The following is a 14,765-nucleotide window of genomic DNA, read 5'->3' on the forward strand; positions in this document are numbered from 1 at the left end:
CGCCGAGATCTGGCGAACCTCCGACCCAGGGCACCGGCATCCCCCCATCTGGCGGAGGCAGAACCCCCCAGATGGCGGTAGTGCGCGGCGGGCTTCGTGCCCGCGCCCTGCCGGCCGTGTACCCATGAAGGACCCGCACTTCCCGGATGCATCCCGCACCACCGTCAGTCCAACTCCAGGAGACCAACAACGTGTCCACCGTTACCCGTGAGGATGTCGAGCAGCTCGTGCTGAGCTCGCTCGAGGAGCTCGGCGCCGAGGCCGACGCCCTCAGCCCGACCGCGACGTTCGAGGACCTCGACGTCGACTCGCTCGATCTCGCCGAGCTGTCGCAGATCGTCGAGGAGAAGTACGCCGTGAAGCTGCAGGGCGAGGACGTGGCCAAGCTGCGGACCGTCGAGGACGCGGTCAACCTGATCGTGGAGCGCGCCGGCCAGTGACCGTCGCAGCCATCACCGGTGTCGGCGCCGTCACCCCGCTGGGTGTCGGTGTCGACGCGCTGTTCTCCGGCTGGAAGGCCGGCCGGAGCGGCATCGTCGACGGGCAGGGAGCCTGCCTCGCCTTCGAGCCGACCGACTTTCTGAGCCGCAAGGAGGCACGGCGCGCCGATCGCTCCAGCCAGCTGCTGCTGGTCGCGGGCGACGAAGCCCTGGCCCAGGCGGGCTGGGGCGCACCCGGTGATGAGCTGCCCTACGCCCCCGAGCGCGTCGGGTCGATCATCGGCTCGGGGATCGGCGGGTTCATCACCCTGACCGAGAACCACCAGGCGCTGCTCGAGGGCAAGCCGGTCTCGCCGCTGGCGATTCCGCTGCTGATGGCGAACGGGCCGACCGGTCAGATCGCGCTCCGGCGCGGTCTGCTCGGGCCGAGCTGGGGGACCGTCAGCGCCTGCGCCGCCGGCGCCCACGCGATCGCCTCCGGTCTCCGTGAGCTGCGCGCCGGCACGGTCGACGCGATCGTCGTCGGCGGGACCGAGGCGGCCCTGGTCGACCTCGCCCGCGCCGGCTTCACCGCGATGACGGCGCTCTCGCCGACCGGCCAGTCGCGGCCGTTCCATGTCGAGCGCGACGGCTTCGTGCTCTCCGAGGGCGCCGCCGCCCTGGTCCTCGAGGACCCCGAGAAGGCGAAGGCCCGCGGGGCCGAGATCCTCGGCTACGTGCTCGGCACCGGTGCCTCGCAGGACGCGCACCACCTGAGCGCGCCGACCCCCGACGGCTCCGGCGCCGCCCGCGCCGTCACCCAGTCGTTGGCCGACGCCGGGCTCACCGCGACCGACGTCGACTACGTCAACGCGCACGGCACCGGCACGCCGCTGAACGACAAGTCCGAGACCGGCGCGATGCACGTCGCCCTCGGCGACCACATCACCAAGATCCCGATCTCCAGCCTGAAGTCGGCGATCGGGCACACCCTCGGTGCGGCCGGTGCGATCGAGGCGGTCGCCACCACGCTCGCCCTGCGCGAGCGGATCGCTCCCCCGACGCTGAACCTCGACCGGCCCGATCCCGAGCTCGACCTGATGCACGTGATCGGCGAGCCGGTCGCCCTGCGCGACACCGACGGCCGGGCTCCGGTCGCCCTGTCGACGTCGTTCGGCTTCGGCGGACACAACGCCTGCATCGCCCTTGGAGGCATCTGAATGAGTGGACGCACTGGGACCCCGACCGTCGTCGCGCCCCGGGCCGCCGCGCCCGGCGCCGTCGACCGTGCCGCCTCCGGAGCGGGGGACATGCTCTCACCGCTGGAGCGGTTGGAGGCCCTGTGCGATCCGGGATCGCTGCGGTTGTTCCGGACCGCCGTCGTCTCGACGGCGCTGGCCGCCCGGGCGACGCCCGGTGACGGCGTGCTGGCCGGCGTCGGCACGATCGCCGGCCGTCCGGTCGCCTGCTACTCCGAGGACCAGGCCCTGATGGGCGGGAGCCTCGGGGCGCAGCACGCCGAGACGCTGGTGCGGCTGCTGCGGATGGCCGGGGACGCGGGGATGCCGGTCGTCGGCTTCCTCGCCTCGGCCGGCGCCCGTCTGCAGGAGGGCCTCAACGCGCTCGCCGGCTACGGGCAGATCTTCGCCGAGCTGACTCGGCTGTCGGGCCAGGTGCCGCTGATCTCCGTCGTCTGCGGGACCTGCGCCGGCGGCGGGGCCTACACCCCGGCGCTGACCGACGTCACGATCATGACCCGCGACGCGGCGATGTTCCTGACCGGCCCCGGCGTGGTGCGCGAGGTCACGGGTGAGGACGTCAGCGCCGAGGACCTCGGCGGCCCCGACGTCCAGCGCTTCAACGGCGTCGCCCAGATGCTGGCCGACGACGACCACGACGCGGTCCGGATGACGCGCGAGCTGCTGGGCCTGCTGCCGCAGCGCTCGGGCGAGGAGCCGCCGCGCGCCCGCCCGGTGCCGCCGCCGGCCTTCGATCCGTCGGTCTACGTCCCGGCCGAGCAGCGTCGGGGCTACGACGTCCGCGACGTCGCCGAGGCGATCGTCGACGGCGGCCGCCTGCTCGAGATCGCCCCCGACTGGGCGCCGAACGTCGTCTGCGCGCTGGCGCGGGTCGACGGTCGCCCGATCGGCGTCGTCGCCAACCAGCCCAACCGGCTGGCGGGCACGCTCGACGCGGAGTCGGCCCAGAAGGCCGCCCGCTTCGTCCGCTTCTGCCACCTCTTCGGCGTGCCGCTGGCCGTCCTGGTCGACACCCCGGGCTTCCTGCCCGGCAGCGATCAGGAGCAGGGCGCGGTCATCCGCCACGGGGCCAAGCTCGTGCACGCGTTCGCCGAGGCGGACGTTCCGAAGGTCACGATCGTCCTGCGCAAGGCGTTCGGCGGGGCCCAGATCGCGATGAACAGCCGCGCGCTGGGGGCGACCCTGGTGCTCGCCTGGCCGACCGCGCTGATCGGCGTGATGGGGGCCGAGCAGGCCGTCGGGATCATCTCCCGCCGCGAGATCGCCGCCGCCGACGACCCGGTCGCCAAGAAGGCCGAGCTGGCCGCCGAGTACGCGGCCGAGCAGCTCTCGGCCGAGGGCGCGGCCGCGCTCGGGATCGTCGACGAGGTCATCGATCCCGCCGCGACCCGCGACCGGCTGGTCTGGGCGCTGTCGTCGCTGCGTCGCCCGGCCGCGCGCGAGCAGCGCGCCCGCAACTTCCCGATCTGAGCGATCCTGTCGTGACTCGTCGGCACGTCCGGCCGGCGACAGGCGCTCGACCCCAACCCCTCCCGAGGTAGCTGTGACCGTACCCGTGCCCTCCGACCTGCTGGCCGGCCGCCGTCTGCTGATCACCGGCGTGATCACCAACGACTCGATCGGGTGGCACGTCGCCGCCCGGGCGCAGCAGGCGGGCGCCGAGGTGCTGCTGACCGGCTTCGGTCGTCCCCGCCGCCTGACCGAGCGGGCGGCAAAGCAGCTGCCGACGCCGGCCGACGTGCTCGAGCTGGACGTCAACAAGCCGGAGGACCTCGCCGCCGTCGCGGCCGAGATCGACACCCGCTGGGACGGGCGCCTCGACGGCGTCCTCCACGCGATCGCCTTCGCCCCGGAGGACGCCCTCGGTGGGAACTTCCTGGAGACCCCGGTCGAGAGCGCCAAGACTGCGTTCGAGACCAGCGCCTTCTCGCTCAAGGCGCTCGCCGCGGCGCTGCTGCCGGCGCTCTCGAAGTCGGAGCACGGTGGCTCGGTCGTCGGGCTCGACTTCGACGCCCAGGTCGCCTGGCCGATCTACGACTGGATGGGCGTGGCGAAGGCGGCGCTCGAGGCCACCAGCCGCTACCTCGCCCGCTACGCCGGGCCGCAGGGCGTGCGCTCGAACCTCGTCTCGGCCGGGCCGCTCGGCACGATCGCCGCCCGCGGCATCCCCGGCTTCAACGTGCTGGCCGACGGCTGGGACGCCGCCGCGCCGCTCGGCTGGGACACCGCCGACCCGACGCCGACGGCCGACGCCGCGTTGTTCCTGCTCTCGCCGATGGCGCGGGCGATCAGCGGCGAGATCCTGCACGTCGATGGCGGCGTTCACTCGGTAGGCGGCGTGGGCGCGGCATAGACGCTTCGCATCTCGGCCCGCGTGGACCTCGGCAGGGCTGGCGCCCAGCTCTCGATCCACGCGCGCCGACCTGCTCGGTCTCTGCGCACGCCCACGCCGCCTACGGGCTCGGCTGTCGCCTGGACCTGCTTGGCGCTTGGTCCACGGTCACCTCAGATTCACCCGCAGGCTGAGCGGTCGCCCACGCCGCCTACGGGCTCGGCTGTCGCCTGGACCTGCTTGGTCCACGAACATCGCAGATGCACCCGCAGGCTCTACTGATCCGGGCCCTATAGGGTCACCGCCATGTGCGGCCGCTACACCCTCGGGATTGCGGAGCCCGGCGAGTTCGACGATCGCTTCGGTGGTCGCACGGCGATCGACATCCTGGGGCGCTACAACGTCGCCCCGACCGAGCCGGTCCCGATCGTGGCCGGCGGTCCCGACGGCCGAGGCGACGTCGCCGGGCGGGTCGCTCGCGAGGCGCACTGGGGCCTGCTGCCGCCCTGGGCGACGAGCCGCAAGGAACGGCTGAAGCCGATCAACGCGCGGGTCGAGTCGCTGACCGAGAAGCGGATGTTCGCGCCGCTGCTGGCCGCCGCCGAGCACCGTGTCCTGGTGCTGGCCGACGGGTGGTACGAGTGGCTGCGTGGCGAGGATCCGAAGCAGGACCGGATCCCCTTCCACCACGTCGTCGACGGTGGCGCGCCGATCGCCTTCGCGGGCCTGGCCCGGACGGTCCGGCTCCGCGAGGGGGAGGGGGCCGCACCGACGCCGCTGCTGACGGTGACGGTCATCACCTGCCCGGCGAACACCGTCGCCGCGCGTCTCCACGACCGGATGCCGGCGGTGCTGGCCGGTCCCGAGGAGGAGGCGGCCTGGCTCTCCAGCGCGGTCGGGCCACAGGAGGCCCTCAGCCTCTGCCGGCCACTCGACGACGCGCGTCTGACGGTCCGCCCGGCCAGCCCGCTGGTCAACAGCGTCCGCTCCGCCGACGGCCCGTGGCTGCTCGACCCGTCGGTCGTTCGGTCGCCCGTGGCCGCAGCGGACGACGCCCAGACCAGCCTCGACCTGTCGGGATCCGACGATGGCTGAGCGGCTGCGGGGCCTCGTCCGCGGGGTCCGCCGGGTCCTGGCCGATCCACGCTTCGTGGTCGGGGCCGCCCACGCGGTCCTGGTCGTCGTCCTGCTGATCGCCAACACGATCGCGGCCGGGATCACGCTGCTGCTGATCGCCTTCGTCGTCCCCGGCACCGGCGGCCGCGGGCCGTCGGGGGACGAGGTCGGCCTCGCGGACGGGTTGCTGGGCCAGAACCTCTGGCTGCTGCTCGCCTTCGGGATCGTCGTGATCCCGATGGTCCTGGTCTGGGCCTGGAGGTCGGTCCGCGGAAGGACGCGCTGGATCGCCAGCGGCCACGCGGTCAGCAGCGACGAGCTGCGCCACCTGCTGCGCGCGCCGGTCCGGGTCCTGCTCGTGCTGGGTGCGGCCTGGACCGCCGCCGCGATCCTGTTCGCGCTCTTCAACCTCCGCGACTCGGCGCTGCTCGCGGTGCGGGTGTTCCTGGTCACCCAGCTGACCGGTCTGACGATGGCGGCGATGGGCTACCTGCTGACGGAGCGGATCCTGCGGCCCGCGGCGGTGATCGCGCTCGAGTCCGGCAGCATCGACCGCGCGGTCCTCCCGGGCGTGACCCGCCGTCAGCTGATCGGCTGGACGACCGCGACCGGCGCCCCGGTGCTCGGGGTGGTCCTGATCGGTGCGCTCGCGCTCGGCGGCCTGCCCGGAGTCACCAACACCCGCCTCTCGCTGACGATGGTGGTGCTCGGTGGCGTGGTCCTGATCGTCGGGCTCGCGGTCGAGCTGCTGGCGGCCCGCGCGGTCGCCGATCCGGTCCGCTCGGTGCGGCGGGCGATGGAGCGGGTCCAGGAGGGCGACCTCGACGTGCGGATCCCGGTCTACGACGCCAGCGACCTCGGCCAGCTCCAGGACGGCTTCAACCGGATGGCCTCCGGCCTCCAGGAGCGCGCGCGGCTGCGGGACCTGTTCGGGCGCCACGTCGGCGAGGACGTCGCCCAGGCCGCACTCCAGCAGGACGTCCGGCTCGGGGGCGAGGTCCGCTCGGTCTGCGCGCTCTTCGTCGACCTGGTCGGATCGACCAGCCTGGCGGCGCGGCACGGCCCGGACGAGGTCGTCGCGCTGCTCAACCGCTTCTTCGCGGTGGTCGTCGAGACCGTCGGCGAGCAGGACGGCTGGGTCAACAAGTTCCAGGGCGATGCGGCGCTGGTCGTCTTCGGCGCCCCGGTCGACCAGCCCGACGCCCCGGATCGCGCTCTGCGGGCCGCACGGGTGCTCGCCTCGCGGCTCGCGGTCGAGGTCCCGGAGCTGCGCGCCGGGGTCGGCGTCAGCGGCGGGGACGCGGTCGCCGGCTACATCGGCACCGAGCAGCGGCTGGAGTACACGGTGATCGGGGACCCGATCAACGAGGCGGCCCGCCTGACCGAGGTGGCCAAGGAGGTCCCCGGCCTGGTCGCGGTCTCGGGCGACCTGGTCGATCGGGCCTCGGACGCTGAGCGTCAGCACTGGCGCCACGAGCGGGACGAGCTGCTGCGAGGCCGGGACGCGGCGACCGCGGTGATGGTTCCCGTCGTCGCGGTCGTACGATGAACGGGGGAACGGCCCGCTGGACCACCCGCCGGCGCCGCTGCGCCGGTCGCGAGCAGCCCGGAACGGCCCCATGGCGAGGCCGACCGGGGGTCACCGGACGGTGAAAGTGCGAATCCGCTAATCTCCCCCGCCGGACCTGCCCTAGGGCGGGTCTGTCTTGTCCGGTCGTGATGCGGCCGGCCAGGAGATCTTGTCCGCATCGACGTAGTGGAGCCCAGATGGCCCGCGGAGATGTCCGCGTCGCAGCAACCCTCGCGTGCGAGGTATGCAAGCGCCGCAACTATCAGACGAAGAAGAACAAGCGCAACACGCCCGACCGGCTGACGATCAGCAAGTACTGTCGTTGGTGCCGGACCCACACCTCCCACAAGGAGACGCGGTAAGCGGAAAGTCCGCTGACCTGCGCGAGAACGCCTCATGGCTACCGAGGAACACGACGAAGAACGACCGCGCCTGACCGCGGCCCCCTCCGGGGGCTCGACGTCCGCCGCAGTACCGGCCTCCGAAGAGGAGTCGCCGGCAACCTCGCCCACCAAGGGTGGGGGGCTTCGCCGTTTTCCCGGCTTCCTGAAGGCGTCCTGGGCCGAGCTCCGTCGCGTCCGCTGGCCGGACCGTACGCAGGTCGTCCAGGGCACCGGTGTGGTCATCGTGTTCGTGGTGATCGCCGGCGCTTTCCTCGGCGGGGTGGACGCTTTGGCGTCCAAGCTCGTCTCGCTGGTCATCTAGGTCTTTACCGCACCGTATTCCCATGTATCGCTGGTACGTCGTCAACACCTTCTCTGGCCATGAGGCCAAGGTGAAGCAGAAGCTCGAGCACCGCCTGGTGACCCTCGGGCAGCGGCGTGCCGTGCGCCAGATCGTGGTACCGACGGAGTCGGTCACCGAGGTCAAGGACAACGTGAAGGTCACGTCCGAGAAGCGGACGATGCCGGGGTACGTCCTCGTGCAGATGGATCTGAACGACGATTCGTGGCAGCTCGTCAAGGGCACGCCCGGCGTCACCGGATTCGTTGGGGCCGGCGACGAGCCGATCCCGCTCACCCAGGAGGAGATCGACCGTCTCCTCAAGCGCGCTCAGCAGCCCACCAAGGCGCAAGCGCGAGCCCAGTTCACGGTCGGCGAATCGGTCAAGGTCGTTGCCGGCCCTCTGTCCGACTTCTCGGGGGAGATCGCGGAGGTCTCTCCGGATGCCGGCAAGTTGAAGGTTCTTGTGTCCATCTTCGGTCGGGAAACCCCGGTCGAAGTGGGCTTCGATCAAGTGAAGAAGATCTGAGATGGCGAAAAAGGTTCTCACCCAGATCAAGCTGCAGGCCGTAGGCGGCCAGGCCTCTCCGGCCCCGCCGGTCGGTCCTGCGCTTGGTCAGCACGGGCTCAACATCATGGAGTTCTGCAAGGCGTTCAACGCCGCTACGCAGCAGGACGCCGGCACGATCATCCCCGTCGTGATCACGGTGTACGAGGATCGCTCGTTCACCTTCGTCACGAAGAACCCGCCCGCCGCGATCTTGATCAAGCAGGCGATCAACTTGCAGAAGGGCTCGGGCGAGCCGCACGTGAACAAGGTCGGCAAGCTCACCGCCGATCAGCTGCAGCAGATCGCGGAGAAGAAGCTCCCCGACCTGAACGCCAACGACATCGACGCCGCGAAGAAGATCATCGCCGGCACCGCCCGCTCCATGGGCGTGGAGGTAGAAGCCTGATGGCGCGCCACGGCAGGAAGTTCATCGCTGCTCGCAGCAAGGTCGACCGGACGCGTGAGTACCCCGCGACCGAGGCGATCGCCCTGGTCAAGCAGCTCTCGCGGGCCAGCTTCGACGAGTCCGTCGAGGTGCACATCCGCACCGGGCTGAACGTCCGGCACGCGGAGGAGCAGCTGCGCGGCACCATCGCGCTCCCGAACGGGCTCGGCAAGTCGGTCACGATCGCGGTCTTCGCGGCCGGGGCCAAGGCTGCCGACGCCGAGGCCGCGGGCGCCGACTTCGTGGGTACCGACGATCTCGCCAAGCGGATCGAAGAGGGCTTCAGCGACTTCGACGTGGTCATCGCCACGCCGGACCAGATGCCGCTCGTCGGTCGTCTCGGCCGCGTGCTCGGACCGCAGGGCAAGATGCCGAACCCGAAGGTCGGCACCGTCACGATGGACGTCGCCAAGGCCGTCGAGGAGGCCAAGGCCGGCAAGGTCGAGTACCGCACCGACCGGACCGCGATCGTCCACCTCACGATCGGCAAGACGTCGTTCGCGCCGGAGCTGCTCGTGGAGAACCTCGTCGCCGTCCTGGACGAGATCAACCGCGCGAAGCCGTCGGCCGCCAAGGGTCGCTACATCCGCACGGTCACCGTCGCTTCGACGATGGGTCCGGGCGTGAAGATCGACCAGGCCAGTGCACGTGAAAGCGTCGAGGAGGGTGTGCCGGCTGCCGCCTAGCGGTCGTCATCACACACCCCTCGTCGCCCCCGAAGACCCTCGGCTGGCCGTCACCTGACGGCCGGAAGTCCGGGACAGGAGGCTCATGAACCGGGAACAGAAGACAGCGGCGATCGCTGAGATCGCCGAGAACATCAGGGAGTCCGACGCCGTCCTCGTCGTCGACTACCGCGGGTTGACCGTCACCCAGGCCGGTGCCCTTCGGGCGCAGCTTCGGGAGACCGATTCCAGCCTGGCCGTCGCGAAGAACACGCTGACGGGTCGCGCGATCGCCGAGGTCGGCGAGTCCGCGGAACCCCTCCGTGACTTCCTCGCGGGTCCGTCTGCCTTGACGTACGTCAAGGGCGACGTGGCCGCGACGGCCAAGGTCATCACCACCTTCGCGAAGGCCAACGGCGACCTGCCGACCTTCAAGGGCGGCGTCATGGACGGGCAGCAGCTCGGCCCCGACGAGATCACGGCAATCGCCAAGCTCCCGTCGCGTCAGGCGCTCTACGGCCAGTTGGTCGGGCTCGTCGCTTCGCCGATCACGGGTCTCGCTCGCAGCCTCGGTGGTCTGCTGGGCGGTCTCGCGATCGCGCTCGGCGAGGTCAACGCGAAGAAGGAGTCGGGCGAGATCCCCTCCGGCGACGCGGCAGCGCCCGCAGCGTCGGCGGCCTCGACCGAGGATGCGGCTCCCGCGGAGGACGCCTCGGCGTCCGCCGGCGAGCCCGAAGGACAGGACGACGCCTCGGGCGACGCTCCTGAAGCAGCACCGGCAGACGAGTCGGGTGCGTCGGCGTAACCCCGCCGCAGCAGCCCGCTAGACCCACCCGAATCGCACACAGGAGAACAACGAATATGGCTACCACGCAGGACTGGATCGAAGAGCTCAAGAGCATCACCGTGCTCGAGCTGGCCGAGCGCATCAAGGCGCTCGAAGAGGAGTTCGGCGTCTCGGCGACGGCCGTCGCCGCCGCCGCCCCGGCCGCCGGTGGCGACGCCGGTGCCGCCGTCGAGGAGCAGAGCTCCTTCGACGTCGTCCTCGAGGCCGCTGGCGACAAGAAGATCGGCGTCATCAAGGTCGTCCGCGCCGCCACGGGCCTCGGCCTGAAGGAGGCCAAGGCGGTCGTCGACGAGGCTCCGGGCCCCGTCAAGGAGGGTCTGGACAAGGCCGACGCCGAGAAGCTCAAGGCCGAGCTCGAAGAGGCTGGCGCCACCGTCACCCTCAAGTAGCACGGGGCAGCGAGCCGCTGCCCTCCTCCGGTGCCCGCGCGGCCGACGCTCACTCGTCGCCCCGCGGATGCCGTCGTCTTCCGGGGCGGTCCAGATCTTCTGGACCGCCCCGTTTGCGTTTCCGGGGTGGTCGCGGATACGGTCGGTGCTGAGTGCCCCTCGCGCTCTGCCCTCACCCACTACCGCCGGAGGTCATCCGTGGCGATCCCCAAGAGTCCCGCTCCGCCGTCACGCAGCAGTCTGCTGCGTCGCATCAAGGCGCTGGAGTCGCAGCTCCAGGAGCTGTCGGACGACCGTGCCCCGATCGCGCGCACCGGTACCGGCCGGCCCGATCCGGTGACTGAGATCCAGGATCTGGTCGCCAGTGGCCGCCCGTTGGCGGCGGTCCGCCGCTACCGCGAGATCACCGGTGCCGGCGAGGCCGAGGCACGGACGGCGATCGAGGAGCTGGGCGGCTTCGTCGCCGAAGACGCCTGAGCACGGCCCGGGGTCCGGTCGCAGCCGGCGGCCGGACGGGCAGCGGCACGCCCCGTCGAGGGTCCTGCTACCCTGGCGGGGTCGACCAATAGTCGTAGCCGTCCTGGCACTTGATCCCGCGCCACATACGCGGGTCTACGGACGGGGTCCGTGAGCGTCGACCGCCCTCGCACGGGGGAGTAGTCCTCTGTGTGCTAGTTTTTAGCTGTTCGTCCCCGGACGCCCGCAAGGCTGCGAGCACCGCCGGGCACGGATCCTCGCCCGATACACCGACCCTCCGAGGAGTCGCCAGCCTTGTCCACGGTCAACGCCCTGCGGACGCGCCGCACCTTTGCGCGTCTCGATCAGGTCCTCGACGTCCCTAACCTCATCGACATCCAGCGGCGGTCGTTCGCTTGGCTCGTCAACGGTGAGAAGGGCGGTCTCCGAGAGACCATCGATGACATCTCTCCGATCGAGGACTACACCGGCAATCTCGCCGTCGAGTTCGGCGAGCTGGAGTTCGGTGAGGAGACCCACTCGCTCGCCGAGTGCAAGGAGAAGGGCCAGACCTACTCGCGCCCGCTCTCCGTCGAAGTCTCGTTCGTCAACCGCGAGACCGGTGAGATCCGCGAGCAGTCCGTCTTCATGGGCGACTTCCCGTGGATGACCGAGCGCGGCACGTTCATCGTCAACGGCACCGAGCGCGTGGTCGTCACGCAGCTGGTCCGTTCGCCGGGCGCGTACCTGATGGAGCCGAAGGACCGCGAGAAGCAGGTCTTCGTCGCCAACCTGATGCCGGCTCGTGGCTCGTGGCTCGAGCTCGAGATCGACAAGAAGGGCAAGGTCTTCGTCCGCATCGACCGCAAGCGCAAGCTGCCGGTCACCGTGCTCCTTCGGGCGATGGAGTACAACCCCGAGCTCGACGCGGACCAGGAGGAGAGCGACGCCGACATCGACGCGCTCGACGCGACGCTGCTGGAGCGCTTCGACGGCTCCGCCTACATCCGCAACACCCTGCTGACGGACACCGAGCAGACGCGCGCCAAGAAGGGCGCGCTCGTCGAGCTGTTCAAGAAGCAGCGCCCCGGCGAGCCGCCGACGGTCGACGCCGCGTACGCCCTGCTGCAGACGCTGTTCTTCGACCCCAAGCGCTACGACCTCACGCGGGTCGGTCGCTACAAGCTCAACTCGCGTCTCGGTCTCGACATCGACCTCGAGACCCGGCACCTCACCCCCGAGGACATCTACGCCCTCATCAAGGAGCTCATCCGGCTCCCGCGTGAGCTCGGGATCCCGGAGGAGGAGGAAGTCGAGATCAAGGACTACGCGGCCGAGGCCTCGGCCATGCCGCGCGAGCCCGTCGCCGACCTGCTCGACGAGTACGAGCACTTCGGCAACCGTCGTCTGCGTACCGTCGGCGAGCTGATCCAGGACGCCTTCCGCGTCGGCCTCTACCGGATGGAGCGCGTCGTTCGCGAGCGCCTCACCACCGAGGACGAGGACACGATCACCCCGCAGTCGATCGTCAACATCCGCCCGGTCTCCGCGGCGCTGAAGGAGTTCTTCGGCTCCTCGCAGCTCTCGCAGTTCATGGACCAGAACAACTCGCTGGCGGGCCTGACCCACCGGCGGCGTCTGTCGGCCCTGGGCGCCGGCGGTCTGACCCGCGAGCGCGCACCGATCGAGGTGCGAGACGTGCACCCGACCCATTACGGCCGGATGTGCCCGATCGAGACGCCGGAGGGCCCGAACATTGGCCTGATCGGGTCGCTCTCGTCGTTCGCGCAGGTCTCCGAGCACGGCTTCGTCACGACCCCGTACCGCGTGGTCAAGGACGGTCGCGTGACCGGCGAGGTCGTCCACCTCGACGCCACGCAGGAGGAGGAGAACCTCGCCGCGCAGGCCGACGCGCCGCTGAACGCGGACGGCGAGCTGGTCGAGGACGAGGTCCTCTGCCGTACGCAGGCGGGCAAGTACGTCGTGGTCCCGAAGACCCAGGTCACGATGATGGACGTCTCGCCGCAGCAGATCTGGTCTGTCGCGACGGCGATGATCCCGTTCCTCGAGCACGACGACGCCAACCGCGCGCTGATGGGCTCGAACATGCAGCGGCAGGCGGTTCCGCTGCTGAAGACGGACGCCCCGCGGATCGGCACGGGCATGGAGGCCCGCGCCGCGCAGGACTCCGGCGACGTGGTCCTCGCGAAGAACGCCGGCTCGGTCGAGTACGTCGACGCGAAGCGGATCGTCATCGCCCACGAGGAGGGCAAGGACGAGTACCACCTCGAGAAGTTCGAGCGCTCCAACCAGGGCACGCTGATCCATCAGCGTCCGCTGGTCAAGCGTGGCCAGCAGGTCGGCAAGGGCTCGGTCCTGGCCGACGGCTCGTCGACGTCGATGGGCGAGATGGCCCTCGGCAAGAACCTGATGGTCGCCTTCATGTCCTGGGAGGGCTACAACTTCGAGGACGCGATCATCCTCAGCCGTCGCCTGGTCAGCGACGACGAGCTCACCTCGGTGCACATCGAGGAGTACGAGATCGATGCGCGCCAGACGAAGCTCGGCGACGAGGAGATCACCCGCGACATCCCGAACCGCGCGGAGGAGTCCCTGCGCAACCTCGACGACCGCGGCATCGTCCGCGTCGGCGCCGAGGTCGGCTCGGGCGACCTGCTGGTCGGCAAGGTCACGCCGAAGGGCGAGACCGAGCTGACGGCGGAGGAGAAGCTGATCCGCGCGATCTTCAAGGAGAAGGCGCGCGAGGTCCGCGACACCTCGCTCAAGGTCCCGCACGGTGAGGGCGGCGTCGTGATCGACGTCAAGACCTTCCACAAGGACGAGGGCGACGACCTGCCCCCGGGCGTCAACGAGCTCGTGCGCGTCTTCGTCGCGAAGAAGCGCAAGATCTCCGAGGGCGACAAGCTCGCCGGTCGCCACGGCAACAAGGGCGTCATCTCGAAGATCGTCGACATCGAGGACATGCCGTTCCTCGAGGACGGCACGCCGGTCGACGTGATCCTCAACCCGCTGGGCGTGCCGTCGCGCATGAACGTCGGTCAGGTGCTGGAGATCCACCTCGGGTGGGCGGCAGCGCAGGGCTGGTACCCGGACGGGACCGAGGCGTGGGACCAGCGTGAGGGCAACAAGGGCGGCGGGGTCTACGTCTCGACCCCGGTCTTCGACGGTGCGACGGTCGCGCAGGTCGACGAGGCCCTGGTGTCCTGGCAGGACAACCACACCGCCAACGGCGGCGCCATCAACATGGACGTCGACAAGTCGCGGCCCGCGGGGACGCAGGCCAGCGGCAAGTTCACGCTCTTCAACGGGCGTACCGGTCAGCCGTTCGACGCGCAGATCACCGTCGGCTACATGTACATCCTGAAGCTGCACCACCTCGTGGACGACAAGATCCACGCCCGTGCGACGGGTCCGTACTCGCTGGTCACGCAGCAGCCGCTGGGTGGCAAGGCGCAGTTCGGCGGTCAGCGCTTCGGCGAGATGGAGGTCTGGGCGCTCGAGGCGTACGGCGCCGCCTACACGCTGCAGGAGATGCTCACGATCAAGTCCGACGACACCGTCGGGCGCGTGAAGGCCTACGAGGCGATCGTCAAGGGCGAGAACATCGCCGAGCCGAGCGTCCCGGAGTCGTTCAAGGTGCTCCTGAAGGAGATGCAGGCGCTCTCCCTCGACGTCCGCGAGATCCACGACGAGGGCGCCGGCAGCGGCGTCGACGACGAGGACGAGCTGCTGCGCGCGGCCGAGGAGCTGGGCATCGACCTGGGTGGCGTGCGCGCCGACCTGGGTGACGAGCCCAGCGAGGCCGGCGACGAGTCGACCGACGGCGAGACCGACACCAACGAGTCCCCCGCGGAGGCCCCCGAGGCCGCCGCGCCGGTGGACGAGGCCGCTCCGGCGGTCGCGGAGGACGAGGCGTAGGACCCGGCAGCCCGGCCCCGCCGCTCGCGCACCAGCGCGACCGGCGGGGCATCGG

15 protein-coding genes are annotated in these 14,765 nt (G+C 70.7%); all 15 read left to right on the forward strand.

Annotated elements, in window-relative coordinates:
• Window positions 1–191: 191 nt before the first annotated feature.
• The 15 genes from ACVUH9_RS06725 to rpoB all read left to right on the forward strand — a co-directional run bounded on the left by ACVUH9_RS06725 (window position 192) and on the right by rpoB (window position 14,710).
• Entirely contained in the window at window positions 192–440 is a 249-nt protein-coding gene (locus tag ACVUH9_RS06725; RefSeq protein WP_475755198.1) for a phosphopantetheine-binding protein, read from the forward strand.
• Entirely contained in the window at window positions 437–1,639 is a 1,203-nt protein-coding gene (locus tag ACVUH9_RS06730; RefSeq protein ID WP_475755200.1) for a beta-ketoacyl-[acyl-carrier-protein] synthase family protein, read from the forward strand. The genes ACVUH9_RS06725 and ACVUH9_RS06730 overlap by 4 nt, the downstream gene beginning before the upstream one ends.
• Window positions 1,640–3,148 (forward strand): acyl-CoA carboxylase subunit beta, encoded by a 1,509-nt coding sequence (locus tag ACVUH9_RS06735; RefSeq protein ID WP_475755202.1) that lies wholly within the window; start codon window positions 1,640–1,642, stop codon window positions 3,146–3,148.
• A gap of 85 nt (window positions 3,149–3,233) precedes the next feature.
• Window positions 3,234–4,031, forward strand: coding sequence for an enoyl-ACP reductase FabI (fabI, locus tag ACVUH9_RS06740; RefSeq protein WP_475755204.1), 798 nt, complete (start codon window positions 3,234–3,236; stop codon window positions 4,029–4,031).
• A 285-nt stretch (window positions 4,032–4,316) separates the two neighbouring features.
• Window positions 4,317–5,105: an SOS response-associated peptidase gene (locus ACVUH9_RS06745; RefSeq protein WP_475755205.1), complete on the forward strand. Its 789-nt coding sequence runs from the start codon at window positions 4,317–4,319 to the stop codon at window positions 5,103–5,105.
• Window positions 5,098–6,675, forward strand: coding sequence for an adenylate/guanylate cyclase domain-containing protein (locus ACVUH9_RS06750; RefSeq protein ID WP_475755207.1), 1,578 nt, complete (start codon window positions 5,098–5,100; stop codon window positions 6,673–6,675). The genes ACVUH9_RS06745 and ACVUH9_RS06750 overlap by 8 nt, the downstream gene beginning before the upstream one ends.
• A gap of 218 nt (window positions 6,676–6,893) precedes the next feature.
• Window positions 6,894–7,058: a 50S ribosomal protein L33 gene (gene rpmG / locus ACVUH9_RS06755; protein WP_475755209.1), complete on the forward strand. Its 165-nt coding sequence runs from the start codon at window positions 6,894–6,896 to the stop codon at window positions 7,056–7,058.
• Between the two features lie 34 nt (window positions 7,059–7,092).
• Window positions 7,093–7,401 carry a preprotein translocase subunit SecE gene (gene secE, locus ACVUH9_RS06760; RefSeq protein WP_475755211.1) on the forward strand — a complete coding sequence of 103 codons (309 nt, stop codon included), beginning with the start codon at window positions 7,093–7,095 and terminating at the stop codon, window positions 7,399–7,401.
• 22 nt (window positions 7,402–7,423) lie between these two features.
• Window positions 7,424–7,948, forward strand: coding sequence for a transcription termination/antitermination protein NusG (gene nusG, locus ACVUH9_RS06765; RefSeq protein ID WP_475755213.1), 525 nt, complete (start codon window positions 7,424–7,426; stop codon window positions 7,946–7,948).
• 1 nt (window position 7,949) lies between these two features.
• Window positions 7,950–8,375: a 50S ribosomal protein L11 gene (gene rplK, locus ACVUH9_RS06770; RefSeq protein ID WP_475755215.1), complete on the forward strand. Its 426-nt coding sequence runs from the start codon at window positions 7,950–7,952 to the stop codon at window positions 8,373–8,375.
• Complete coding sequence (rplA, locus tag ACVUH9_RS06775; protein WP_475755217.1) at window positions 8,375–9,100, forward strand: 50S ribosomal protein L1; 726 nt, start codon at window positions 8,375–8,377, stop codon at window positions 9,098–9,100. Before rplK ends, rplA begins: the two co-directional genes overlap by 1 nt.
• Window positions 9,101–9,185: 85 nt before the next feature.
• Complete coding sequence (rplJ, locus tag ACVUH9_RS06780; RefSeq protein ID WP_475755219.1) at window positions 9,186–9,884, forward strand: 50S ribosomal protein L10; 699 nt, start codon at window positions 9,186–9,188, stop codon at window positions 9,882–9,884.
• A gap of 56 nt (window positions 9,885–9,940) precedes the next feature.
• Window positions 9,941–10,315 carry a 50S ribosomal protein L7/L12 gene (gene rplL / locus ACVUH9_RS06785; RefSeq protein WP_475755221.1) on the forward strand — a complete coding sequence of 125 codons (375 nt, stop codon included), beginning with the start codon at window positions 9,941–9,943 and terminating at the stop codon, window positions 10,313–10,315.
• A 198-nt stretch (window positions 10,316–10,513) separates the two neighbouring features.
• Complete coding sequence (locus tag ACVUH9_RS06790) at window positions 10,514–10,792, forward strand: hypothetical protein (protein WP_475755223.1); 279 nt, start codon at window positions 10,514–10,516, stop codon at window positions 10,790–10,792.
• Window positions 10,793–11,086: 294 nt separating this feature from the next.
• Window positions 11,087–14,710: a DNA-directed RNA polymerase subunit beta gene (gene rpoB / locus ACVUH9_RS06795; RefSeq protein ID WP_475755225.1), complete on the forward strand. Its 3,624-nt coding sequence runs from the start codon at window positions 11,087–11,089 to the stop codon at window positions 14,708–14,710.
• The last annotated feature ends 55 nt before the right edge of the window (window positions 14,711–14,765 follow it).

The sequence above is a fragment of the Patulibacter ginsengiterrae genome, assembly GCF_056269115.1.